At 48.5% G+C, this 22,987-nt stretch carries 27 protein-coding genes and 1 pseudogene; 2 read left to right on the top strand and 26 right to left on the bottom strand.

The window, feature by feature from the left end:
• Positions 1–43: 43 nt before the first annotated feature.
• From DXB18_RS11420 to DXB18_RS11375, 11 genes and pseudogenes are all read right to left on the bottom strand, one after another.
• Positions 44–955 carry a hypothetical protein gene (locus tag DXB18_RS11420; RefSeq protein WP_118707916.1) on the bottom strand — a complete coding sequence of 304 codons (912 nt, stop codon included), beginning with the start codon at positions 953–955 and terminating at the stop codon, positions 44–46.
• 41 nt (positions 956–996) lie between these two features.
• A complete protein-coding gene (locus DXB18_RS11415; protein WP_118707914.1) occupies positions 997–1,434 on the bottom strand; it encodes a phenylalanine--tRNA ligase beta subunit-related protein in 438 nt (145 codons plus the stop codon).
• A gap of 29 nt (positions 1,435–1,463) precedes the next feature.
• Positions 1,464–1,955: an NUDIX domain-containing protein gene (locus tag DXB18_RS11410; RefSeq protein WP_118707912.1), complete on the bottom strand. Its 492-nt coding sequence runs from the start codon at positions 1,953–1,955 to the stop codon at positions 1,464–1,466.
• Positions 1,956–2,021: 66 nt separating this feature from the next.
• Positions 2,022–2,426, bottom strand: a pseudogene (locus tag DXB18_RS11405) (DUF554 family protein); the annotation flags it as partial.
• Positions 2,427–2,493: 67 nt separating this feature from the next.
• On the bottom strand, positions 2,494–2,961 hold the full coding sequence (locus tag DXB18_RS11400; protein ID WP_118707908.1) for a YbaK/EbsC family protein: 468 nt from the start codon (positions 2,959–2,961) through the stop codon (positions 2,494–2,496).
• 86 nt (positions 2,962–3,047) lie between these two features.
• The gene (locus DXB18_RS11395; protein WP_118707906.1) at positions 3,048–3,461 is read right to left on the bottom strand and encodes an EamA family transporter; all 414 of its coding nucleotides are present in this window, start codon (positions 3,459–3,461) and stop codon (positions 3,048–3,050) included.
• Between the two features lie 90 nt (positions 3,462–3,551).
• Positions 3,552–4,841, bottom strand: coding sequence for a serine--tRNA ligase (serS, locus tag DXB18_RS11390; protein WP_118540918.1), 1,290 nt, complete (start codon positions 4,839–4,841; stop codon positions 3,552–3,554).
• 149 nt (positions 4,842–4,990) lie between these two features.
• On the bottom strand, positions 4,991–6,091 hold the full coding sequence (locus DXB18_RS11385) for a BMP family ABC transporter substrate-binding protein (protein ID WP_118707904.1): 1,101 nt from the start codon (positions 6,089–6,091) through the stop codon (positions 4,991–4,993).
• A gap of 131 nt (positions 6,092–6,222) precedes the next feature.
• Complete coding sequence (locus tag DXB18_RS16735; RefSeq protein WP_279220622.1) at positions 6,223–6,348, bottom strand: hypothetical protein; 126 nt, start codon at positions 6,346–6,348, stop codon at positions 6,223–6,225.
• 58 nt (positions 6,349–6,406) lie between these two features.
• The gene (locus tag DXB18_RS11380; RefSeq protein WP_118540922.1) at positions 6,407–6,676 is read right to left on the bottom strand and encodes a TIGR04076 family protein; all 270 of its coding nucleotides are present in this window, start codon (positions 6,674–6,676) and stop codon (positions 6,407–6,409) included.
• Positions 6,676–7,503, bottom strand: a complete 828-nt coding sequence (locus DXB18_RS11375) for a pyridoxamine kinase (RefSeq protein ID WP_347560038.1) — start codon at positions 7,501–7,503, stop codon at positions 6,676–6,678. Before DXB18_RS11375 ends, DXB18_RS11380 begins: the two co-directional genes overlap by 1 nt.
• Before the next feature lie 207 nt (positions 7,504–7,710).
• Between DXB18_RS11375 and DXB18_RS11370 the strand changes: the two genes are divergently transcribed.
• Together DXB18_RS11370 and DXB18_RS11365 are read left to right on the top strand one after the other, a co-directional pair.
• Entirely contained in the window at positions 7,711–7,974 is a 264-nt protein-coding gene (locus tag DXB18_RS11370) for a hypothetical protein (protein ID WP_118707902.1), read from the top strand.
• Between the two features lie 16 nt (positions 7,975–7,990).
• Positions 7,991–8,194 carry a hypothetical protein gene (locus tag DXB18_RS11365; protein ID WP_118707900.1) on the top strand — a complete coding sequence of 68 codons (204 nt, stop codon included), beginning with the start codon at positions 7,991–7,993 and terminating at the stop codon, positions 8,192–8,194.
• A 113-nt stretch (positions 8,195–8,307) separates the two neighbouring features.
• Here the strand turns inward: DXB18_RS11365 and DXB18_RS11360 are convergent, their stop codons facing one another.
• The 15 genes from DXB18_RS11360 to rpe form a co-directional block, all read right to left on the bottom strand.
• Positions 8,308–9,498 carry a phosphopentomutase gene (locus tag DXB18_RS11360; protein WP_118707898.1) on the bottom strand — a complete coding sequence of 397 codons (1,191 nt, stop codon included), beginning with the start codon at positions 9,496–9,498 and terminating at the stop codon, positions 8,308–8,310.
• A gap of 16 nt (positions 9,499–9,514) precedes the next feature.
• Positions 9,515–9,943 (bottom strand): cytidine deaminase, encoded by a 429-nt coding sequence (locus DXB18_RS11355; protein WP_347560039.1) that lies wholly within the window; start codon positions 9,941–9,943, stop codon positions 9,515–9,517.
• Between the two features lie 87 nt (positions 9,944–10,030).
• Positions 10,031–10,696 carry a deoxyribose-phosphate aldolase gene (gene deoC / locus DXB18_RS11350; RefSeq protein ID WP_118707897.1) on the bottom strand — a complete coding sequence of 222 codons (666 nt, stop codon included), beginning with the start codon at positions 10,694–10,696 and terminating at the stop codon, positions 10,031–10,033.
• Between the two features lie 111 nt (positions 10,697–10,807).
• Positions 10,808–11,518: a purine-nucleoside phosphorylase gene (gene deoD, locus DXB18_RS11345; RefSeq protein ID WP_118540937.1), complete on the bottom strand. Its 711-nt coding sequence runs from the start codon at positions 11,516–11,518 to the stop codon at positions 10,808–10,810.
• Between the two features lie 209 nt (positions 11,519–11,727).
• Complete coding sequence (locus DXB18_RS11340) at positions 11,728–12,663, bottom strand: ABC transporter permease (protein ID WP_118707895.1); 936 nt, start codon at positions 12,661–12,663, stop codon at positions 11,728–11,730.
• A 1-nt stretch (position 12,664) separates the two neighbouring features.
• Positions 12,665–13,732 carry an ABC transporter permease gene (locus DXB18_RS11335; protein ID WP_118707893.1) on the bottom strand — a complete coding sequence of 356 codons (1,068 nt, stop codon included), beginning with the start codon at positions 13,730–13,732 and terminating at the stop codon, positions 12,665–12,667.
• Positions 13,725–15,272, bottom strand: a complete 1,548-nt coding sequence (locus DXB18_RS11330) for an ABC transporter ATP-binding protein (protein WP_347560884.1) — start codon at positions 15,270–15,272, stop codon at positions 13,725–13,727. Before DXB18_RS11330 ends, DXB18_RS11335 begins: the two co-directional genes overlap by 8 nt.
• 68 nt (positions 15,273–15,340) lie before the next feature.
• A complete protein-coding gene (locus DXB18_RS11325) occupies positions 15,341–16,183 on the bottom strand; it encodes a YjjW family glycine radical enzyme activase (protein WP_118707891.1) in 843 nt (280 codons plus the stop codon).
• Positions 16,184–17,713 (bottom strand): YjjI family glycine radical enzyme, encoded by a 1,530-nt coding sequence (locus DXB18_RS11320; RefSeq protein WP_347560885.1) that lies wholly within the window; start codon positions 17,711–17,713, stop codon positions 16,184–16,186.
• A gap of 101 nt (positions 17,714–17,814) precedes the next feature.
• Positions 17,815–18,588, bottom strand: coding sequence for a uridine phosphorylase (gene udp, locus DXB18_RS11315; protein WP_118540947.1), 774 nt, complete (start codon positions 18,586–18,588; stop codon positions 17,815–17,817).
• A gap of 3 nt (positions 18,589–18,591) precedes the next feature.
• Positions 18,592–19,311, bottom strand: a complete 720-nt coding sequence (locus DXB18_RS11310; protein WP_118707887.1) for a Crp/Fnr family transcriptional regulator — start codon at positions 19,309–19,311, stop codon at positions 18,592–18,594.
• A 251-nt stretch (positions 19,312–19,562) separates the two neighbouring features.
• Complete coding sequence (locus DXB18_RS11305) at positions 19,563–20,666, bottom strand: BMP family ABC transporter substrate-binding protein (RefSeq protein WP_118540951.1); 1,104 nt, start codon at positions 20,664–20,666, stop codon at positions 19,563–19,565.
• 198 nt (positions 20,667–20,864) lie between these two features.
• Positions 20,865–21,461 carry an ECF transporter S component gene (locus DXB18_RS11300; RefSeq protein WP_118540953.1) on the bottom strand — a complete coding sequence of 199 codons (597 nt, stop codon included), beginning with the start codon at positions 21,459–21,461 and terminating at the stop codon, positions 20,865–20,867.
• 168 nt (positions 21,462–21,629) lie between these two features.
• The gene (locus tag DXB18_RS11295) at positions 21,630–22,286 is read right to left on the bottom strand and encodes a thiamine diphosphokinase (RefSeq protein WP_118540955.1); all 657 of its coding nucleotides are present in this window, start codon (positions 22,284–22,286) and stop codon (positions 21,630–21,632) included.
• Positions 22,287–22,949, bottom strand: a complete 663-nt coding sequence (rpe, locus tag DXB18_RS11290) for a ribulose-phosphate 3-epimerase (protein ID WP_118707885.1) — start codon at positions 22,947–22,949, stop codon at positions 22,287–22,289.
• Positions 22,950–22,987: the final 38 nt, after the last annotated feature.

Raw genomic sequence — 22,987 nt, 5'->3', positions numbered from 1 at the left:
TCACAAGACAGGAAGCCTTTGTCTCAGACTTTTATTCCAGGCATTATTTTTCCCCAGACCTCTTTCTCAGATCAGATATCGCAGTCATCTTTCTGCTCAGATCTACATTCACCAAAATCTTGATCAGCCAGACAAATACGACCAAGACCAGAAGTGGGATCACACAGGATGTGATCAACATGACTGCCACAGCCTCCACAAAACGGCTCAGGGAATGCTCTGCTTTCTGCAACAGCTCTTCTGTTGATAATGTTACATTTTCCACTGCACTCGTAACAGATTCTTTTGCACTGTTCAAGGCTCCCTTTGCCATTTCCCACAGATTACCGCTTCCTTCTTTTTGCTGCTTCTGTTCTGTTTTAGCATTTTGTTCAGGCTGGACTGCCGTTGTATCGGATTCTGACTGACTTTCCAGGATTTTCTGTGTTTTCCTGGCCTCGTCCAACGTCAGATCGATCTGTGTATGATACGTATCATCAATCAGATCTGCCAGCTTTACGCTGGATGGAACTACCAGGAAAATACAAATTCCAAATACCAAAAGTTTTCTGGCAAGACATCGGATACTGTCGTTTTCAAAGAATTTATTTCCGGCAAACAGCAAACAGGCCAATGGAATAAAAATGCGAAACGCAGCATATCCGGTAATTGTCACCAAATATTTTTCCAAAAATATCGCGCAAAGTACAATCATCAGATAACCGCTTAAATCTGCTATTTTTTCCGCAATGGGTGTTGCCACATCACCAGGCAGCAGCGTGATCAGCGCAGAAGTTGCTGTTGCAGCTACCGTGAGTTCAAGAACCGTATCCTTTTTTTCGTCCAGCGAGGAAATTACTTCTTTATGATGTTCCGGGGCAGAGGCATACTTTGCTGCTACAGTAAACGATAAAACCGCAATCAGCAGCCAGACTGCAACTATGATCCACTTCTTTTTCTCATAAGTAAACGGCATCTTTTTTCTCCTTATGTATCAGTTTGTTGTTTCCTTTCCAACTATAAATTCCATACTTCCACCTGACTGGCTTCTGCTTTGCGAAACACAATATCACCCTGCAGCTGTTCCAGATCATAAGAACCGACAGACAATCCGCTTTCCACGGAAATCAGGGTATTTACATCCACGACAGAATTCACATGGTACAGCTCGTCACCACGCCGCACTCTGCGCAGCAATGCCTCGGAAGAAACACGGTAACGCCCCGGATTGCGGCCAAATGCTTTGTAAGCGGCGCGACTTCCTCGCACGCCTGTAACCTCGCTCCACTCTTTTCCTTCGATATCATTTTTTACCGCTGGAAGGATTTCATGATCCAGATAATCCCAAAATACGTCCGAAGATGCTTTTACTTCTGCGGTAAAATGAAGACAGCCAAGACGGATCTCCGGGTAAACCGAAAGTAAGGCAGGATCTATGTTTATCGTTCTATTCATACGTGTCACCTCTTACGAAATTTTTTGATCTATCTTTCATCCAGATAGCTCTTCAAAAAATACTCGGCCAGACTATTTGGCCGGATATTGGTTCTTGCTTCTTCCGGTGTAAACCACTTGCAGCGGTCCACCTCCTGATTTGTGTGCAGTTCCTCTGCATTATCCACATAGGCCGTAAAATTGCACATCAGCGTGTTCGAGGGCTCGAAAAACTGGGTCCGGTTAAATTTCATGTGGGAAACATGAAGTCCGGTTTCTTCCCTTACTTCGCGCACAACTGCATCTTCCTCGGCTTCCCCGCGGTTCACATAGCCAGCCACCAGAATGTAGGTTGGCTTTCCGTATTGCTGGATCAGCAGGATTTTTCCGGTCTTTTCATCGGTAACGATCATGCTGACCGCCACGTTATACATCGGGAAACGGTACTGCTGGCACTTTGGACAATAGGGAACCATTCCCTCTCCTTCCAGTTCTTTTTCCATCAGCTCCGTTCCACATTCGTAACAATGTTTTTGAATCATGTCACACCTCTTTCTCTCACATCCATGCGTTCTCATGTGCTTTATCGTTATTCCACACCCAAATATTTAGAATCCCCATGGCAGATACGCTGCCACAACCGCTAATATTACCGCCGGGAGCATATTGGCTACGCTCAGCTTTTTCCCCCAGATCAGATTCACGCCGATACAGAAGATCAGCGCAGAACCAACCAGGGACAGATAGTCCAGTGCCAGCTCCGTCATAATTAGAGAAAGCAATCCCGCCAAAAGCGTAATACCGCCTTCAAATACAAACACTGGAATTGCAGAAAACGCACATCCTTTTCCCATGGATGAGGTCATGACCGCAATGATGATAAAGTCCAAAACCGATTTCACGGCCAGGGTAGAATAATCGTGCAAAAGACCGTCCTGGATTGATCCCACGATCGCCATAGCGCCAATGGAAACGGTCAGCGATGCGGTCACAAAGGCATTGACCAATGCAGCGTCACCGGAAAATCGGCAAAATCGGCTTCCGCAACTTTACTGTACGGAATTTTCTTTCAAAAAATTCCTATCCATGTACCGTAACATCCACCCAGCTTTTTGCGCCAGCCACCTGCTCTAACTCCGGAATCGTCAGTTTTACCGCACTGTGGTCATTGCCTGCTGCCGGATAGACTACGTCAAACTGACGAAGGCTCTCATCCAGATACACTTCCACACCTTCCCTGATCCCAAACGGGCATACTCCGCCCGGCGCATGTCCCACATGCTGCTCTACTTCATCAAACGGGATCATCCTGGCCTTCACATGAAAGGTGTCCTTATATTTCCGGTTATCTACCTTTGCCGTTCCCTCTGTCAGAATCAGCACGGTTTTTTCTCCCTGTAAAAATGACATGGTCTTTGCGATCATGGCCGGCTTTACGCCCAGCGCCTCTGCTGCATCGGTAACTGTTGCAGTCGAAGCATCTAACTCGATAACGTGATCCAGAAAGCCCTTTGCTTCCAGATCTGCTTTTGCTTTTTCCAGTGACATTTATTCCTCCTGTGTTTCTGTCATTTATCTGACGATCCGATTGGATTCAATCAAAACTTATCCTGTCCTACTTCCAGTTCATTCCCCTACAGCACCATCAGCAGCGTTCCCGCTCCGATCAGGACACACCCGATCATGGATTTCATTGTAAAGGATTCGTGCAAAAATACAAATGCGAGAACCAACGTAATGAGCACGCTCAGTTTATCAACCGGCACCACTTTGGATGCCTCCCCGATCTGCAGTGCCCGGTAATAACAAAGCCAGGACGCCCCGGTTGCAAGTCCGGAAAGAATCAAAAACAGCCAGCTCTTTTTGCTGATCTCGGAAATACCGCTCTGGGTATGTGTCAGAAAAACCATTCCCCATGCCATCACAACAACCACCATAGTCCGGATCGCTGTTGCAAGGTTGGAATTCACGCCATCAATGCCGACTTTCGCAAGAATGGAGGTAAGTGCCGCAAATACTGCCGATAATAATGCGAATAAAAACCACATAACGCATTTCTCCTCATATGTTCAACTCCGAAAATAATATAATGAAAGCCGCCGCATATCAAACGTGCGGCGGCTTTCTGCCAATATATCTTATTTATGCTTCGGTACCATAACTTCCATACCGCCCATATACGGCTGCAGCACCTTCGGGATCTTGACAGTGCCGTCTGCCTGCAGGTTGTTCTCCAGGAATGCGATCAGCATACGCGGCGGAGCAACTACGGTGTTGTTTAAGGTATGAGCGAAGTACTTTCCGTCCGGTCCGTCTACGCGGATCTTTAAGCGGCGTGCCTGTGCGTCTCCTAAGTTGGAGCAGGAACCTACCTCGAAGTACTTCTTCTGACGCGGAGACCATGCCTCTACGTCACAGGATTTTACCTTTAAGTCTGCCAGATCACCAGAGCAGCACTCCAGGGTACGAACCGGGATGTCCATGGAACGGAACAGATCTACGGTGTTCTGCCATAATTTGTCGTACCACATCTTGGACTCATCCGGCTTGCAGACAACGATCATCTCCTGCTTCTCGAACTGGTGGATACGGTATACACCGCGCTCCTCAATGCCGTGGGCACCTTTCTCCTTACGGAAGCATGGGGAATAGCTGGTTAAGGTCTTCGGAAGCTGGTCTTCCGGGGTAATGGTGTCGATGAACTTACCGATCATGGAGTGCTCACTGGTACCGATCAGGTACAGGTCCTCACCCTCGATCTTGTACATCATAGCATCCATCTCTGCGAAGGACATAACGCCGGTTACCACGTTGCTGCGGATCATGAACGGCGGGATGCAGTAAGTGAAGCCACGGTCGATCATGAAGTCACGAGCGTAGGAAATGACTGCGGAATGAAGTCTTGCGATATCGCCCATCAGGTAGTAGAAGCCGTTTCCTGCTACTTTACCTGCTGCGTCTAAGTCGATGCCGTCAAAGGTCTTCATGATGTCGGTATGATACGGAATCTCAAAATCCGGTACGAACGGATCGCCGAATTTTTCGATCTCTACGTTCTGGCTGTCATCTTTACCGATCGGTACGCTCGGATCGATGATATTCGGAATGGTCATCATGATCTTTAATACCTTTGCTTCCAGCTCGGTCTCCTGAGCTTCCAGCTCTGCAAGGCGTGCTGCGTTTGCTGCTACCTGAGCCTTAACCTCTTCTGCCTCTTCCTTCTTGCCCTGACCCATTAACTGGCCGATCTGCTTGGAGAGCTTGTTGCGGGATGCACGAAGGCTGTCTGCCTCTGCCTTTGCTGCACGGTTCTTCGCATCCAGCTCAATCACCTCGTCCACCAGCGGAAGCTTCTCAAACTGGAACTTGTTTTCGATATTTTTCTTTACGATGTCCGGATTCTCACGGACAAACTTTAAATCTAACATCTCTTCCTCCTGTATACGTTTCTGTTTTCCCAACCGTAAAATACATACTCTGTACTTCCAATATGCCCGGAAAGCAAAAATGTAGTATAATCAAAATCGATTATACTACACTTTTTTCTGAATGGAAAGACTCTATTTTATTTTAGCACTTAGTCTAACTCGTAAACATCGCCGTATTTTGCTTCGAAGGATTCTTTATCAGCCGGTACTTCGATCTCGCTGCTGATGATCTTCTCTTTCACTTCGTTTACTGCCTCGATGACATCGTCTGCGATCAGATCCTGGCTCGGTGCGATATCTACACCGCCTGCTGCCAGGTCATAGGTGTGAACACTGCTCTCCAGGGTTCCGTTTACTAAAGACTCGATGGTATCAAATACAGCATTGTCTACACGCTTCATAGCAGAGGTCAGGACGGTATCCGGGGAGATGCCGGACTGGTCGCTGTCTACGCCGATCGCATAAACACCAGCCTCATGACAAGCCTCGATCACGCCAAGACCGGTTGCTGCTGCTGCGTGGAAGATGACATCTGCACCGTTGGTGATTGCAGTATTTGCCATGGTCTTACCAGTTGCTGCATCTGCAAAGGAGTTTGCGTTGAACTGCTGGATGGTTACATCCGGGTTCGCATCCAGGGCACCTGCACAGTAACCGTAACCAAACTGGTTCATGGTCTCGTTTGCCATACCTGCTACATAACCGATGTTGTTGGTCTTGGTGGTCTTACCTGCTACAAAACCAGCCAGGTAGGAAGCCTGCTCTGCGCGGAACATCAGGCAGGTAACGTTCGGAAGGTCGATGGTTGCATCATCTACGATCGCAAACTTGATATCCGGGTTCTGCTCTGCTGCGGTTCTGGTTGCATCTGCAAGCATGTAACCGATGCTGATGATCAGGTCATACTCCTCATCTGCGAAGGTCTCCAGGTTCGGTGCGTAGTCTGCATCGGTGCTGGACTCTAAGTAGTTTACGGTTACGCCAAGCTCTTTTGCTGCACGCTCCATACCTTCCCATGCGGTCTGGTTGAAAGAACCATCGTTTACACCGCCGACATCGGTAACCAGACCGATCTTTAAATCAGATGCGTCTACTGCTGCGGAACCGCTTTCTGCGGTGTTGCTGTCTGCACTGTTGCTGTCTGCTGCTTTGGTGTCTGCTGCACCGGTGCTGCTGTTAGAACCGCCGCATGCCACAAGAGACATGCACATTGCTGCTGCCATCATAAGAGCTGTAATTCTTCTTTTCATAATGTTCTCCAATATAATAATTTTCACGGTCTCAGAATAACCCTATAGTTTATAACACAAATCAATGTGCTTGAAAAGGACACATGTCACTTTTTCATTGTTTTTTTATAAATACGAGAGCCTGACGTGTTTCATTTTTCACGGACATATTGACAAATAAAATCTGCTTTCGCAGTTCTGGAGACTTCACGGGAGCGGATGGTGCTGTCGATAACCAGAAGCTTCATATTCTTATCGTCCTTTCTTTTTGGATCCAACTATATCATCCTTTTGCATAGAAAATCACCCTTTGTTCCTAATTCCAATTTCAAGGAATTATGCATCTTCGTCAATTCGTTCAATCTTAAATACATTGAGTGTATCCACATCCGGACAGGCAAACAAAGCAGTTCCCTCTTTCTGCCCTGGAATGTTTCCGCCGTACCGCAGGATATCAACATACGGAAACGCTACATGCATCGCCATAGGGCACAGATTGCCTCTTTCCGTGTCAAAATCATAGGAATCACCAATCTTATGCCCTCTGTGGCAGCCAACGGTACCTTTTTGATCAATCAGGGTAATTCGGATCTTTGGTCTTTTCATCAATCAATCTCCTCCAGACATGTCTCAATCGGTATTCCTTTGTATTTATCTGCGTTCCCGGCATTCTTCACGATCATATTTTTTACCGTCGTCATGGCACGCTCTGTGGCATCGCGCAGGCTGCATCCAGCTAATATCTTACCCATGAAAACGGCCGAGAAAATATCTCCTGTGCCAGGAAATCTTACCGGAATCTCCTCAAAATCAATCTGAAAATATTCCTTCGTCTTATCATCATAACCGAACACACATTTTTGTTCTGAACCTTTGATCTTTGCACTTGTGATCACAATGGATTTTGCACCCAGGCGTTTCAGTTCATCGATGATATCCTTTAATTCTGCCTCTGTGGCACCCTCTTCATGGTACTCAGAACCGGCGAGATATGCAGCTTCCGTATAATTAGGAACCGTGTAATCGGAAACCGAGATTAATTTCCGCATAAGCGCAACCGTTTCCTGCGTAATGCCATTGTAAAGCTTTCCCTCATCACCCATGATCGGGTCGGTAAATATGGTAATGCCCGCTGCAGATTCTTCCCTGCAGAATTCCGTGATCAGCTCCGTTTGTTCTTTGGAAACAATAAAGCCAGTTGATATGGCATCGAACTCAAAATTCAGCTGTTTCCATACGTCAAGCGTATTTTTCATGTATTCTGTGGTATCGAGAATATCAAATTTACCATAGTCCAGCGTGTTCGAAACGATAGCCGTAGGAAGGCTGAATATCTCATATTTCATATGAGAAAGCACCGGAATCATTGCAGATAATGCGACTTTTCCGTAGCCTGCCAGGTCATTGATCAGCAAGAGTTTGTTATTCATCATTTGTACCTCATTTTCGTGTTTTTTGACAGATCTTTAAGAGTTTCAAAAGGCCCCGTCAGATATTTTTCTAATGCGAGCATAGCATATTCCTTTTGCAAATACAAGAAAATGCCAGACGATTCGTTCATCTTAGATGACATGAGAGTTGACAACTCCCGATTAAAAACAATAAAATCGAACCATATTTTAAACGAAAGGACCTAACCAATGAAAAGCAAAATCATGACAGCAGCAGGCCTGCTCACCGTAGCCCTGACCTTCACAGGATGTGCAGGAAACCAGGCAAAGGAAACTGCAGCACCGGCAGGAGAAGCAACAACCCAGGCAGAAGAAACAACTGCACAGGCAGATGCATCTGTAAAGGAAACCGAATCAGAAGCAGTATCCGAAACAACTGGAAATGCCGCAGAATCAGAAACAAAAAACTTCGAGCAGCGTCTTGAGCCGGTAGAACCGGTAGACAAGTGTTGAATGGGGCGGTCATTGGATGGTCCTGATCGGTTATGACGATATGAGAACCTCTGACATCATGCTCGATGATGTACTGGTATTCGCTGACTCCTACGACACTTCTGACCAGTGCCAGGATGGTTACTATACCATGAGCTTTGAGCGTTACGTGAGCCAGTGGTTTGACCATCAGGTTATGGGAGAAAATGAGAAGAACCAGCAGTATGTAACAATTAAGTAGAAAAACAGAATCATATCGTTAACGCAACGAACAAGGGCCGAAAGATCCTGCCCCGCCATACGGCGGAGCAGGATCTTTCGGCCCTTTCATGTTTCCTGTATCAAATTACTATTTTATTTCAGCTTATCCAGAATCGAATCCCCAATGGTTCCTTCCGGCATCTTTACACCGAAATCGTCGGCAATGGTTGCTCCGATGATCGCAAAGGTATCGGTCTCCGGAAGCTCGCCGCTCTCCTTGCACGCCTTAGAATATGCCAGAAACGGCACTTTCTCGCGGGTGTGATCGGTTCCGGTGTAGGTCGGATCATTTCCGTGGTCTGCCGTGATGATGAGGAGATCATCTTCCCGCAGCGTATCCAGAAGTAAGCCAAGATTTACATCGAACTTTTCAATCTCCTGTGCGTAGCCGGACGGATTTCTGCGGTGTCCCCACAGGGCATCGAAGTCAACCAGGTTCACGAAGCACAAACCATGGAAATCTTTCTTTGCCACATCGATGGTCTGCTCCATGCCATGAACAGAGCTCTTGGACTTGTAGGCCTCAGTGATACCCTCGCCCACAAAGATGTCGTTGATCTTTCCAATGGAAATGACATCATAACCGGCACTTTTAAGCGCATTCAAAGCAGTCGGACCGAATGGCTTTAACGCATAGTCGTGGCGGTTGCTGGTGCGCTTGAATTCGCCCTTTTTCTTTCCTATATATGGTCTGGCGATGACGCGGCCAACCTTCCACTCATCCTTCATGGTCAGCTCCCGGGCGATCTCACAGCAGCGATAAAGTTCATCAAGGCCAAATGTCTCCTCATTGCCGCAGATCTGAAGCACAGAGTCTGCAGAGGTGTACACGATCATATGGCCGGTTGCGATTTCCTCTTCACCAAGCTCGTCTAAGATTTCGGTGCCGCTGGCGCTCTTATTGCCGATGACTTTATGTCCGGTGCGCTCCTCCAGCTCTTTGATCAGCTCCGGTGGGAATCCGGTCTCGGTGAAGGTCTGGAATGGTTTGGTCACTTCCAGACCCATCATCTCCCAGTGTCCGGTCATGGTATCCTTGCCGCGGCTCTTTTCACGCAGTTTTCCATAATAGCCCAGCGGCTTCTCCACCGGTGCGACCTGCTTTAACGGGATGATGTTTGCCATCCCCAGTTTCTGAAGGTTTGGAATCTGAAAGGTTTCCACGGATTCGGAAATATGCCCCAGGGTGTTCACCCCGATATCACCAAAATCTGCAGAATCCGGCATAGCTCCCACTCCAAGGGAATCCATGACTACTACAAATACGCGTTTAAACTTTTCCATGTAATTCTCCTTAATTTTATTTCAGATTATCCGGCCCGAATCCAAGAGGCAGCAGCTCTTTTAAAGTATAGATCTCATACTGCTCTTTGGAGACTGCCAGAATGATCTGGAATTCTTCCGGGTTACAGAACTCCATCATAACCTGGCGGCAGACGCCGCATGGAGCTGTGATTTCTTTTAATTCTTTATTGGCGCCACCGACTACGCAGATGGCATCAAACTCCCGCACGCCTTCACTCACGGCCTTGAAAAATGCGGTGCGCTCTGCGCAGTTGCTTGGCGTATAACCGGCATTTTCAATGTTACAGCCACCGTAAACGGTGCCGTTTTTCGCCAGCAGTGCAGCTCCCACATGGAAGTGGGAATACGGCACATAAGAGTAATCCATCATGCTGATGGCCTTTTCGATCAGGGCTTCGATCTGATCCTTTTCCAGTTTCTTCATGATTTGCTTAACACTCCTTGGGAGGATTCCCTATTTCGGATTTCCTCACTTTCTTTATCCATGCGCCCACTCAGGCAGGCAGATTTTTTAGTATCCGGTTGCCTCTTCCTGCTTTACCAGCTTGATGATGCGGCTGGTTCCCAGTCTGTCAGCACCCAGGGAAAGGAATTTTTCTGCGTCATCCAGAGAAGAGATACCGCCTGCTGCTTTCATCTTTACATTCGGCCCGATGTGCTCGGAGAAGAGCTTAATATCGTCGAAGGTTGCTCCTGCTTTGGAGAAACCGGTGGAGGTCTTGATGTAATCTGCTCCTGCCTTTGTCACCACTTCGCACATGCGGATCTTCTCCTCGTCGGTCAGAAGACAGGTCTCGATGATGACCTTTAATACCTTGGAGCCGCATGCTTTTTTCAGGGTGCGGATTTCTTCTTCGATGCAGTCAAACTTTCCGTCTTTTGCCCAGCCGATATTGATGACCATATCGATCTCGTCTGCGCCGTTTGCCAGTGCATCTTTGGTCTCAAACTCTTTTGCTGCGGTGGTCATATAGCCGTTCGGGAAACCGATGACGGTGCAGACTGCCATCTTGTCCTGCACATATTCCTTCGCCTGTTTTACATAGGACGGCGGAATGCAGACGGAAGCGGTTCCGTAAGCAACTGCGTCATCGCAGATCTGCCTGATCTCAGCCCAGGTTGCGGTCTGGGTTAACAGTGTGTGGTCCACATGCTTTAAAATTTCTTTTACATCCATTTTATGAATCCCCTTTCGTTTCTATCACTTATCACAGTCAGAAGCAGATTGTCCCGGCACATGCCAGATTCTCCATGTTCTGCTTCTGCATTTCTGTTTTTTGCAATATCGTTATGCCAGCTCTAACGCAATCTCCATCATCTTGTGAAAACCAAGCTGCCGGTCTTCGGCGCTTAAATGCTCGTTGGTGTAGAGATGATCGGAAATCGTGAGCATGCAGAGTGCCTTCTTGCCTGCCTTTGCCGCATTCATATAGAGTGCTGCTGCTTCCATCTCCACAGCAAGCACGCCCATACCGCGCCACAGGTCATTGACATTGCCCATTGCGTTGTAAAACACATCGGAGGAAAGCACGTTTCCGACTACGACGTTTGTGCCCTGGCGCTTTGCGGTTTCCACAGCCCGGCTCAAGAGCTCATAGTCTGCGATCGGCGCAAAGGTTCCCGGCAGTCCATACTGGTATGCATAGTTGGAATCGGTGCAGGCACCCATGCCGATGACAACGTCCATCAGCTTCATATTGTCCTGCAGAGCCCCCGCGGAACCGATACGGATCACCTGATCTACATCATAAAAGTGGAACAGCTCGTAGGAATAGATTCCGATGGACGGCATTCCCATACCGCCTCCCATAACAGAAATTTCTTTTCCCTTGTAGGTTCCGGTATAACCAAACATATTCCGGACCCCGTTTACCTGTCTTGCATTTTCCAGATACGTCTCTGCAATGTACTTTGCACGCAGCGGATCGCCCGGCATCAGTACGGTTTTGGCGAAATCGCCGAGTTTTGCGCTGTTGTGCGCAGTTGGTGTATTCGTCATAATAAATCCCCTTTCCTTCTCCTGTTTTCCAGATAGTGGGAGACATCGAGCTGCCTTTCGCGCCAGACCCGCCTGCCCCCTATTTCTACTTAGATTATTACAGGCCTGTATATAAGTCTTACTTCCTATATACAGACCTGATTAAAATTTTAAAGAACAGTGTAAACCTTTGCTGCTGTGTATGCGCTGCGCAAACAGCAACGTCATTCTTATTTGGACTTTACAAAGATCTTTCCGTTTGCTGCCGGGGTATGTGCCTTACCGACAAACAGTACCAGTGCCACGATGGTTACCACGTACGGGATCATGGAGATTAAGTTCGGGGATACCATGTTGCTCTGCGCTGCCAGGGATTTGATACCGCTGCACAGACCAAAGAGCAGGCATGCCTTAGTTGCTCCCTCCGGGGAGAACTTACCGAAGATAACCGCTGCGATCGCGATGAAGCCCTGTCCTACGATAACGCTCGGGCGGAACTGGTTGATGGTTGCCAGGGTTACGAACGCACCGCCGAGACCTGCCAGGAATCCGGAAAGGATCACACAGGTGTAACGGACTTTGTAAACGTCGATACCCAGAGACTCACATGCCTCCGGATGCTCTCCGACTGCTCTTAAATGTGCACCGAATTTGGTCTTGTAGAATACAAACCAGCAAACAAATGCCAGAACAAATACCAGATAAGCAACTGCGTATACGTTCAATACGTTGTTCCAGAAAGAACCGGTCGGGAACACGCCCTCAAACAGCTTCGGGAGCTTACAGCTCGGATCCATAGCCGGTGTATCGGATGAGTTGTTGTACATGGCCTTACAGAGGAACAGTGCCAGACCAGGTCCTAAGAAGTTGATCGCTGTACCGGCGATGGTCTGGTCTGCATGGCAGGAAATACATGCGTAAGCATGGATCAGTCCGAACAGTGCGCCTGCCAGACCTGCACAGAGGAATGCGATCCAGCCGTTTCCGGTGGTCAGCCCCATAACAGCACCGGTGAACGCGCCGATGGTCATCATACCCTCAATACCGATGTTAACAACTCCGCTTCGCTCAGAGAAGCAGGAGCCAAGAGCCGCAAGAAGAAGCGGCGGAGTCGCGATCAGGGTCGCGTTGATCAGAAGACCAAGGTCTTTTATAATTTCATTCATCTTACTTTGCCTCCTTCTTCTTTGCTGTCTTCAGGACAAAATACTTAAATACATGAGCGATCGCAATCAGTAAAACAACGCAGCCCATGATGATGTCTACAACCTCAGACGGTGCTTTTACGATACTGAGCTTGGATCCGCCGTATTTCATGGCACCGTAGAACAGACCGGAGAAGATGCAGCCGATCGGGTTTGAAGAACCGATCAGGGCAACGGTGATACCCTCGAAACCAAAGCCCTCCTGACCAGCGAACTGGCTTAAACGTCCGGACATACCAAGTACCTGGACTGCTCCGCCAAGACCGGATAACAGACCGGAAATACCAAGTGCAGTCAGAATGGATCTGTTTGCATCGATGCCGCCATACTCTGCAGCGCTGCTGTTAAAACCTACGGCTTTCAGCTTATAGCCAAGGGTGGTCTTCTCGATGATGATCCAGATCACGATTGCTGCGACTACAGCCAGGACAAAGCCCCAGTGTGCACTGGTACAGCCAAGTGCGTTTCTCAGGCTTTCCGGAAGAAGGAGTCTCGCGGAAGCTGCGATATCCTGGGTTGCCTCAGTCTTATCGCGGTGGATGAACGGCAGGTTTACCATGTAGTTGGACAGATAGAATGCGATCCAGTTAAACATGATAAAGGAAAGTACCTCGTGGATGCCGCGTTTTACTTTCAGGAGGCCTACGATCAGAGACCAGATGCAGCCTGCAGCTGCCGCTGCCACCAGACATACGATCGCATGGATGCCTGCCGGAAGCTTTAACACAATTCCCAGAATGCAGGCTACCAGACCGCCGATCACGAACTGACCCTCAGCGCCGATGTTGAACACACCGGTACGGAACGAGAAAGCTACACTTAAACCAGTGAAGATCAGCGGTGCTGCGTAAACCAGGGTCCATACCAGGTACTTCGGCTTACTGAAAATGCTGCTAAAAAGCTTTCCGTAAGCGACTGCCGGGCTGATGCCCGCAATCGTCAAGAAGATGGCTCCTACCAAAAAGCCAATGATAATTGCAATGATGGTGTAGAGTACATTGCATTCCAGAATACTTTTCTTTTTATTCATTTGTCTTTTTTCCTCCTGCCATCATAAATCCGAGTTCCTTCTCGTCTGCGTTCTTACCAGGAACACTTCCGGTGATCTGGCCATCGAAGATAACCTCGATCCGGTCGGAAAGGCTCATGATCTCATCCAGCTCGAAGGATACCAGCAATACTGCACGGTTTTTATTTCTCTGCTCTACCAGATACTTGTGTACAAACTCGATCGCACCGACATCAAGACCTCGGGTCGGGTTCACCGCGATCAGAAGGTCTTTGTCGTTCGTTACCTCGCGGGCAATGATGACTTTCTGCTGGTTACCTCCGGACAGGGTGCCGGATGGTGCCTCTGCACAGCCGCGCGGACGGACATCGAACTTCTCGATCAGGTCCAGGGCATGTTCCTTGATCGCTTTGCGGTCGAGGATACCATGTTTGGAATACGGCGCTTTCTCGAAGTGCTGCAGGATCAGGTTATCCTCGTTGGAAAATTCCAGAACCAGACCATGTTTCTGACGGTCAGCCGGAATACTGGAAATTCCATTTTCAAACGTTTCCTTCGGAGTCTTGTTGAAGACATCTTTTCCAAGCATGGTAACCGTGCCGGACTCTGCCTTTCGAAGACCAGTCAAAATCTCAACCAGCTCGGTCTGTCCATTTCCGTCGACACCGGCCAGTCCTACGATCTCGCCTTTTCTTACATCTAAGTTAAAGCCTTTTAAGATTTCCACACCGCGGTAATCCTTTGCGTGCAGGTTTTCTACATGCAGGACAACCTCGCCTGCTTCCTGGTCTTTTTTGTCGACCTTAAAGTTAACGTCTCGTCCTACCATCATGGCAGCCAGGGCATTCTCATCGACATCGGCTACTTTTACAGTCTGGATGTATTTACCCTGACGGATAATGGTACAGTTATCGGAGGATGCGGTGATCTCCTTTAACTTATGAGTGATCAGGATGACACTCTTTCCGTCTGCAGTCAGGTTGGAGATGATCTCCATAAGGCCCTCGATCTCCTGCGGGGTCAGGGACGCAGTCGGCTCATCCAGGATCAGGGTCTTCGCACCGCGGTACAACACCTTCAGGATCTCCACACGCTGCTGCATACCTACGGAAATATCTTCTACCTTTGCGTCCGGGTCTACCTTCATGCCATAACGCTCGGACAGCTCCAGCACTTTTTTCTTTGCAGTTTCCTTGTCAACACTTAAGCCCTTAACCGGCTCCATACCCAGAATAATATTCTCGGTTACGGTGAATGGCTGGATCAGCATGAAATGCTGGTGTACCATACCAATACCGATGTCGATCGCATCCTTCGGGCTGTTGAAATGAACTTCCTTCTCGTTGATAAAGATCTGTCCGCTGGTTGGTTTGTACAGTCCGCAGAGTACATTCATCATGGTACTCTTTCCGGCTCCGTTTTCACCTAAGATTGCGTGCACCTCTCCTTTGTGCACGGTCAGGTTGATATGGTCGTTCGCCGTAAAGTCGCCGAACTTCTTGACGATGTCTTTCATCTGAATTACGACTTTACTTTCATCCATATGGCTCGTTCTTGCCACGGCTTGGTCCCTCCTGTTTCTTTTATCGTTTGCTGTCTGCGCAAGCGCGTAACAGCAATCTTTCCTCATCAGATCAGCGTGATATGCTGGAATCCTTTTTCTTTTAAAATGTCTGCCAGATAAGAAAGATACTTCTGGTCAGGCACCTGGAAATGGGAATATTGTTCCCGCACTCCCATAGGGCGGTATGCAATGATCTTTACGCGGATATCTCCGTATTTCAGATAAGGAGACAGAAAATCGCCCATCTCCCGCACACTTTTTTCCGTATCGTAAAGATCCGGGACGATCACCGCGCGTACCTCGTAAAGCTTTCCGGTTTTTGCAAGATAATCCGCATTCTGAAGCACCATTTCATTGGTGACCCCTGCCACCCGCTCATGCTCTGCTGCCTCAAACGCTTTGATGTCCAGCATCACACCGTCGGAAACCTCCATAAGCTCCGGATACTGTTCGAACGGGACCATGCCATTACTGTCGATCAGGGTTCCAAGACCATCTTTTTTCGCAAGCTTAAACAGCTCTGTTAAAAATTCCGACCAAAGCATGCACTCGCCGCCAGAAACACTGATGCCCCGGATAAACGGGATCTGCTTTTTCACGCGTTCATAGACTTCCTCTGGTGTCATCTCGCAGGTACGCGGAGAACTGTCATGCGGACAGATGTGGATACAGGTATCGCACTGTACGCACTTTTGGGGGTCAAAAACAACCTTCTTATCCTCTCCCATGGTTAATGCTCCTGCAGGACAGTTTACCACACATTTCCCGCACTGTACACAAAGTTTTCTCGTTTCCGGGTTATGACAGTATTTGCAGTCAATATTACAGCCCTGTAAAAAGATGGCTGTCCGGTTTCCCGGACCATCCACACTGCTGAACGGGATGATCCGGTTTACGATTGCTTTCATTTAGCGCACCTTTCTTTCCAGAATGTGGCCATTTCTTGCCGCGCCAAGTCCCAGTGCCGTGGTATCCTGAAGGACAGCCTCACCGCCAGCCAGTTTCTCCAGCTCAGAACGTTTTACCAGATAACCGGTTACACGGATCACATCGCTGTCGCTGGAATAGAAGGACAGGTAACGCAGATCCATCTTGAAGGAACCTTTGATGATATCCAGAACGTACTCCGGGTTTCTGTGCACAGTCATATCGATCGGGAAGATATCGCCGGTGCCGGATGTAAAGTACTTGTGGAACTTTCTTAACACGTTCAGCTGGTCGATCAGCTCCTCCGGCTCCTCGCCGATCGGAATTCTGGTTCCCGGAGTTACGTTCTCATCCTCTGCCAGGCCTACCTGTGCATGAAGCAGGAAATGTCCGCCGGTTCCCTCGCAGTATTTATTCTTATGGTTTAAGTTGAACTCCTTGATGATCTCCATGATCTCTACGCCAAGATTGTTGGCATTCTCGTCATGACCGAAGCGTCCCTTGATGCCCTCTTTCTCGAACAGGATGTTGACGCAGTCAGCCAGACCTACCAGACCATACATACCGGAGAAACGGTCTCTGTGGATGAAGCCCTCTTTTGCCAGGAAGTTATTCTCAAAGAAACCGCTCTCCTCAACCTCAAATTTGATGCGGGCATCCATATAGCGTGCCATGATATCCAGTACATACGGAAGCTCTCTCTCCTTGAAATCCTGGATATTCTTTGCGCGCTTTGCGATATTGCCCAGCACCAGACGGCAAAGGGTGTAAGCGCCGCCGCCAAGCAGCAGGCCATTGTAGCAGCTTGCGATGACATAATTCTCGCCCAGTTCGCTCTTAAACATCTTGTGGTTTGCAAAGCTCGGCTTTGCGCTGTGCATTGCGCAGTCAATCGCTTTGAGCGCGAAATCATCCGGAGTGATATCCTCGTCATACTTGAAGCTTAAGTTCGGAACGGCATTCTCCAGTTCTTTTTCTGCCTCTAAGAGCAGGCGGCCTGCCTTGGTCTCACGCGGTCCGATGTTTGCGTGGGAGAAGGAATCCAGGATAGTACGGTCCATCTGGGTTAAGAACAGCTTCAGCATCTTCTTTGCCTGTGCCTCGTCCACCGTGTCGATGTACGGCTCTAAGAGCTCGTCTAACTGGCCCACATAAACCGGGTAGTTGGTCACGCTCGGGACATGTTTATAGAAGATCATCAGGCTGTTTAATGCCTCATACAGATCGGTCGGCGGATCTAACTGGAGGAATTTGCTTCCTTCTTTTAAGAATTTTGCGTAATCCGGGATGATGTAACGCGGACGCATCGGCGCATGACCCTCGCTTAAATCGCAGATGCACTTTCTGTCGATCGGCACGTTTAACAGTTCATCCAGACCTTCCGGAAGATCTAAGACCTCCATCAGGGAATCTGCCTGGTTTGCCAGACAGGTCAGCTTCTGCTCATGGGTGAGCGTCGCGCTCTCAATGATCTCAAGAATGTTTTTTCTGGTTTCGTTGACTCTTTCCATAGAAATGTCACGCATAATAACAACTTCCTCCTACATGTGATAGATATGATTGATAAAGTTTCAGAATCGTAATGATTCCGTTTCTTTGCAATTGCTGAAAGTTACTTCGCATCTTCGCGAATCAGTTTCCGGATGGCTTCCACTGCCACACGGATGGCCATATCGGTGTCGTGGGCTACCGGATTGGACAGTCCCTGTTTTTCCCGCTCCTGGTTGGCCATAACCAGAAATACGGAACCGCAGCGTACGTGCAGTGTGCTGGCTACGATGAAAAGGGCCGCGGATTCCATCTCCGATGCAAGACATCCAAGACGTTTCCAGGCTTCCCACTTATTTAAAAGTTCATAGCTGACCGGCATGGTCTCCGGGGAGTGCTGCCCATAAAACGCATCCTTACACTGCACCACACCGACGTGGCAGGTCTGTCCCAGTTTTTTCGCGGACTCCCGAAGTGCAATGGTCACGTCCAGATCGGCTACTGCCGGAAATTCGATCGGCGCATACTCTTTACTGGTTCCCTCCATGCGGATAGCACCGCTTGCCACAACAACGTCTGAGCTTTTTACGTCAAGCTGCATACCGCCGCAGGTTCCGACACGGATAAAGGTGTCTGCCCCGCACTTGACCAGTTCTTCCATGGCAATGGATGCAGACGGACCGCCAATACCGGTGGAGGTCACGCTCACTTTGACCCCATCCAGGTAGCCGGTATAGGTCACATACTCACGGCTGTCGGCAACCAGCTTTGCGTCATCAAAATAAGCGGCGATCTTGGCGCAGCGCTTCGGATCGCCAGGCAGAATCACGTAACGACCTACATCGCCCTCTCCTACCTGAATATGATACTGTTTCTCTGGATTTTCTGAATACTTCATTTGTCATTCCCCCGTTTCATTGATCTGTGCTCCTACGAGTTTCCGGATTTTCTGATACTGCTCCCACGTCATAACGATGCTCCAGCCATCTCTTGCGATCAGCCCCTTCTCCTCCAGATCTTTTAACGCTCTGGTAATCGTCCGCTCGGAGACACCAGTGACTTCAGAAAAATCTTTTCTGCTTAAGTATACGCGGTACGTATCACATTTTCCGTAGGTTTCATATAAATTCGTAAGAATGAGATAAACCCGCTCATTGCCCGGCAGCATCACATAAAGGCGTTCTTTTCTGGACTGGCCCAGAAGATACCCAATGATGCGCTCAGTTTCCATGTGCAGGGCAGATACATCGTTTAAAAGCCATTTTTTACAGATATCCCCCGGTATCTTTAAAAGCAGGCTGTCCTGTGTCGTGGCCAGCGTTGTCTTATATCGGTTCATCTGTCCCAGGATCTCCATGGTCCCGAATATTTCAATGGGTTCAAAATGGCAGAACCCATAAACCGTTTCGCGCACCCGGTAGTCAACCGCGGATACACTTCCTTTTAAAAGGATATACACCTTATCGACCAGTGTTCCTTCCTGAATGAAAGTCGTTCCCGCCGGCATCCGCACCACCTGCATGCTGCTTTTTAAGGCTTCCGGCGCATAAGTAAAGTAACGATTTAAGTAATTCTGCTGTTTCGGACTCAGTTTGCTGATCACGTCATCTGCTTCGCTCATTTTGTTTATTTCCCCGGTTTTATTCTCATGATACCTTTTTTATACCACATTTCCCATAAACAAGAAAGGACAAATGTCACTTTTATTCTCGATTTCCATTATTTTTATGCCACTTGGCAGATTTTCCCATGAAATAAAATTCTGCATAGAAATACGGGGTCCGCAAATCTGCGAACCCCGCGTCTGCCATGCAGTATCTGTCATGTTACGATTCACGTAATGTGCCATGTAACACGATAATAGCATCTGTATTAGTCTAACTGATATACATCACCGTATTTTGCCTCGAAGGACTCCTTGTCATCCGGAACTTCGATCTCGCCGTTTACAATCTTTTCTTTTACTTCGTCAACTGCAGAAATGACTTCCGGTGCGATCAGATCCTGGCTCGGAGCGATGTCTACGCCGCCTGCTGCCAGGTCAAAGGTCTTCACGCCGCCTTCAAGAGAACCGTCGATCAGTTCCTGAACTGCCTCGTATACTGCATTGTCTACACGCTTCATGGCAGAGGTTAAAACGGTGTTCGGAGCAATGCTGGACTGGTCACTGTCTACGCCGATCGCATAAACGCCAGCCTCCTGGCATGCCTCGATTACGCCAAGACCGGTTGCACCTGCAGCCTGGAATACGATGTCAGCACCGTTGGTGATTGCGGTGTTTGCCATGGTCTTACCGGTAGCGGAATCAGCAAAAGAGTTTGCATTGAACTGCTGAACGGTGATGTCCGGGTTTGCATCGATCGCACCTGCGCAGTAGCCGTAGCCGAACTGGTTCATGGTCTCATTGGTCATACCAACGACAAAACCGATGTTGTTGGTCTTGGTGGTCAGACCAGCTACATAACCTACCAGGTAGGAAGCCTGCTCAGCACGGAACATCAGGCTAGTTACGTTCGGAAGGTCGATGGTTGCGTCATCGATGATCGCAAACTTGGTATCCGGGTTTGCTTCTGCTGCTGCTCTGGTAGCATCTGCAAGCATGTAGCCGACACTGATGATCAGGTCATAATCCTCATCCACAAAAGTTTCCATGTTCGGAGCATAGTCAGCATCGGTAGCGGACTCTAAGTAGTTTACGGTCACCCCCAGTTCCTCGCCTGCTCTCTCAAGGCCTTCCCAGGAAGACTGGTTGAAGGATCCGTCATTTACGCCGCCTACATCGGTGATCAGACCGATTTTGAACTCGGAAGCGTCTTTTGCGTCTGCTTTTGCCTCCCCGGTCTTTTCTGCGCTGTCGCCAGCCTCCTTTGCTGCTGCAGTGGTGTCTGCAGTGTTACTGGAGCTGCTGCCTCCGCATGCGGTCATGGATGCTGCCATGGTACCAGCTAATAATACAGCCAGCATTTTCTTTTTCATAAGTTCTCTCTCCTTTTTGGGTTCTCGGGCAAAAAAGCCTTATTTTCATATTATCATTAATTCCTATAAAAGAAAAGGATAATTTAACATGAATTTTACTTATTTTCACTTATAAATAAATATCATGAGAAATTATCCTGTTTTTCTTCTGTTTTTTTGCTTTTACTTTTATCGTTTTATCACTGCTTCAGCCTGACTTTATTTGATTTTCATAAAAAGACCAGCCTTTTTTAAGACCGGACGCACTGCCATGTAAACCACGACGACTACAATGGTTCCGACAATGGCATTGACGAGGGTTGCACCTGCTGCCCAGGTTGCCATGATCTTGGCTGCGTCAGACTGGACGCCAAGAATGTAATTTTTATAGAAGTAACCAACAATCGGATCCATCACCACGTTAAAGCCAAGTCCTGCAATCGAAGCGATCAGGGACCACTTCATAATGTATTTGCTGTCGTGATCCTCCGTAATGTGTGCAATGTTATGTGCCACAAAACCTGCGATCAAACCAATGCAGAGCTTTAAGATAAAGGTCTTTGGAGCACTGGTAATATAAACCGGGTCTAACAAATCTGCAATGGTCATTCCCAGGGAACCAGCCACACCGCCGTAGCCACCACCCAGAAGCAGAGCTGCCAGAACGCAGAATGCATTTCCGATATGCAGTGCCGTGGTGTCTCCGCCCGGAGTCGGGATCGGAATCTTTAAGAAGGTAAAGGCCACATAACACAGGGCCGCCATCAGCGCAGTCAGTACCAGCTTGTATACCTTATCGTTTTCTCTGTCTTTCATAATCATTCTCCCTTGCTGCTTTTGTATTTATGTTGTGCCGGCAACAACGATCTTGTCGCATATCATAGCACGCAAGTGGAGTGATATTAATAGCCAGTTTTAAACTTTTTAACCAGTCCAGTTTTCGTGTGCCTTCCAGCCTGCAAAACAGCCAGAAGCTCCTGACCCCTAATCCCTGGATTCGATACAGATCAGCACCCCATCCTCCAGCGTAATCTTCGCCGTATCTTCCGCGATCTCATTGCTGACGCAAAGCCCCACCTCTTCACCGCGGCGGATGGTCTTATCCTTTAACGGGTATTTAAAGCCGGTCAGCGTGATCCCCGTCACCTCTTCTGTGTACGGGGCAAAGGAAACGTATTTTCCCCACTGCGTTTCTTTGGAGAACTCCCGCTCCCCGTCCAGCAGATACAGCCGGTTCTGGGCGTCGATGATATAGGCATCGATTCCGCGCTCCATACAGGTTTTCAGCGCATGGATATTGCCGATCATATGGTCAATGCGGCCTCCGGTCGCACCAAGAAATACAATCTCGTCACAGGCAAGGGTCAGCGCCCGGTTTCTCGCAAGCTCTGTATCGGTCTCATTTTTCTCCGGCTTGTGCTGTTCCCATACAATGTACGGGTACCGCCGGAATTCCTCCCGGACCTCACTTGAGACCGAATCAAAATCCCCTACGATATAGTCCGGCACCAGTCCCAGCTCCTTCACCGCTTTCAGACCGCCGTCCACCGCTATGATCTTATCAAATGTTTCATGCTCCAAAAAGGAGCGGGCGAAAGCCAGATCCAGCTTTCCGCCCGTCATAACCAGACACCGTTTCATTTATTTCCCAGCCTCATCAAAAATTTTCAAGAATGCCTTTACATTGGCTGCAGCGTCGTTTTTGTATACAGCACTGCCTGCTACAAAGACATTTGCTCCTGCTTCCATCAGTTCCTTTACATTGCCAAGTCCGACTCCACCATCTACCTGGATATCGGTCTTCAAACCGCGCTCATTTAACATGGCGCGGAGTTTTCTGATTTTATCTACCGTATAGGGAATGAACTTCTGGCCGCCAAAGCCCGGGTTCACAGACATTAAGAGGATCATATCTACCTGATCCAGTACGCAGGAAAGCGTTTCCACCGGAGTTGCCGGATTCAATGCCACACCAGCCTTCATGCCAAGCTCCTTAATCTGATTGATCGTGCGGTCCAGATGGCAGCATGCCTCCTGGTGCACACAGAGAAGGTCAGCCCCGGCTTCTTTTAAGTCTGCCGCATAGCGTCCCGGCTCTTCCACCATCATATGGACATCAAAAACCTTATCCGTGCAGGAGCGGATGCTCTTGATGACCGGCATGCCAAAGGAAATGCTCGGCACAAACATGCCATCCATCACATCGATGTGGATGTATTGTGCGCCTGCCTCTGCCACGGTCTGGACTTCCTTTCTTAAATCTCCAAAATCTGCTGCAAGAATAGATGGTGCTAAAATATACATGGTCACTTACTCCTTCATTCCTTTTCTAAAATCCTTCC

The sequence above is a fragment of the Clostridium sp. OM02-18AC genome (assembly GCF_003481825.1).
Classification (GTDB): Bacteria; Bacillota; Clostridia; order Lachnospirales; family Lachnospiraceae; genus Brotaphodocola.
Note: the sequence above shows the minus strand (reverse complement) of the source record. Positions and strands in the feature narration are given on the sequence as shown.

Coding starts and splice junctions, on each gene's coding strand:
- DXB18_RS11420 (WP_118707916.1), bottom strand. CDS start 955: ATGCCGTTTACTTATGAGAAAAAGAAGTGGATCATAGTTGCAGTCTGG.
- DXB18_RS11415 (WP_118707914.1), bottom strand. CDS start 1,434: ATGAATAGAACGATAAACATAGATCCTGCCTTACTTTCGGTTTACCCG.
- DXB18_RS11410 (WP_118707912.1), bottom strand. CDS start 1,955: ATGATTCAAAAACATTGTTACGAATGTGGAACGGAGCTGATGGAAAAA.
- DXB18_RS11400 (WP_118707908.1), bottom strand. CDS start 2,961: ATGTCACTGGAAAAAGCAAAAGCAGATCTGGAAGCAAAGGGCTTTCTG.
- DXB18_RS11395 (WP_118707906.1), bottom strand. CDS start 3,461: ATGTGGTTTTTATTCGCATTATTATCGGCAGTATTTGCGGCACTTACC.
- serS (WP_118540918.1), bottom strand. CDS start 4,841: ATGTTAGATTTAAAGTTTGTCCGTGAGAATCCGGACATCGTAAAGAAA.
- DXB18_RS11385 (WP_118707904.1), bottom strand. CDS start 6,091: ATGAAAAGAAGAATTACAGCTCTTATGATGGCAGCAGCAATGTGCATG.
- DXB18_RS11380 (WP_118540922.1), bottom strand. CDS start 6,676: ATGAAAAGACCAAAGATCCGAATTACCCTGATTGATCAAAAAGGTACC.
- DXB18_RS11375 (WP_347560038.1), bottom strand. CDS start 7,503: ATGATGAATAACAAACTCTTGCTGATCAATGACCTGGCAGGCTACGGA.
- DXB18_RS11370 (WP_118707902.1), top strand. CDS start 7,711: ATGAAAAGCAAAATCATGACAGCAGCAGGCCTGCTCACCGTAGCCCTG.
- DXB18_RS11365 (WP_118707900.1), top strand. CDS start 7,991: ATGGTCCTGATCGGTTATGACGATATGAGAACCTCTGACATCATGCTC.
- DXB18_RS11360 (WP_118707898.1), bottom strand. CDS start 9,498: ATGGAAAAGTTTAAACGCGTATTTGTAGTAGTCATGGATTCCCTTGGA.
- DXB18_RS11355 (WP_347560039.1), bottom strand. CDS start 9,943: ATGAAGAAACTGGAAAAGGATCAGATCGAAGCCCTGATCGAAAAGGCC.
- deoC (WP_118707897.1), bottom strand. CDS start 10,696: ATGGATGTAAAAGAAATTTTAAAGCATGTGGACCACACACTGTTAACC.
- deoD (WP_118540937.1), bottom strand. CDS start 11,518: ATGACGAATACACCAACTGCGCACAACAGCGCAAAACTCGGCGATTTC.
- DXB18_RS11340 (WP_118707895.1), bottom strand. CDS start 12,663: ATGAATGAAATTATAAAAGACCTTGGTCTTCTGATCAACGCGACCCTG.
- DXB18_RS11335 (WP_118707893.1), bottom strand. CDS start 13,732: ATGAATAAAAAGAAAAGTATTCTGGAATGCAATGTACTCTACACCATC.
- DXB18_RS11325 (WP_118707891.1), bottom strand. CDS start 16,183: ATGAAAGCAATCGTAAACCGGATCATCCCGTTCAGCAGTGTGGATGGT.
- DXB18_RS11320 (WP_347560885.1), bottom strand. CDS start 17,713: ATGGAAAGAGTCAACGAAACCAGAAAAAACATTCTTGAGATCATTGAG.
- udp (WP_118540947.1), bottom strand. CDS start 18,588: ATGAAGTATTCAGAAAATCCAGAGAAACAGTATCATATTCAGGTAGGA.
- DXB18_RS11310 (WP_118707887.1), bottom strand. CDS start 19,311: ATGAGCGAAGCAGATGACGTGATCAGCAAACTGAGTCCGAAACAGCAG.
- DXB18_RS11305 (WP_118540951.1), bottom strand. CDS start 20,666: ATGAAAAAGAAAATGCTGGCTGTATTATTAGCTGGTACCATGGCAGCA.
- DXB18_RS11300 (WP_118540953.1), bottom strand. CDS start 21,461: ATGAAAGACAGAGAAAACGATAAGGTATACAAGCTGGTACTGACTGCG.
- DXB18_RS11295 (WP_118540955.1), bottom strand. CDS start 22,286: ATGAAACGGTGTCTGGTTATGACGGGCGGAAAGCTGGATCTGGCTTTC.
- rpe (WP_118707885.1), bottom strand. CDS start 22,949: ATGTATATTTTAGCACCATCTATTCTTGCAGCAGATTTTGGAGATTTA.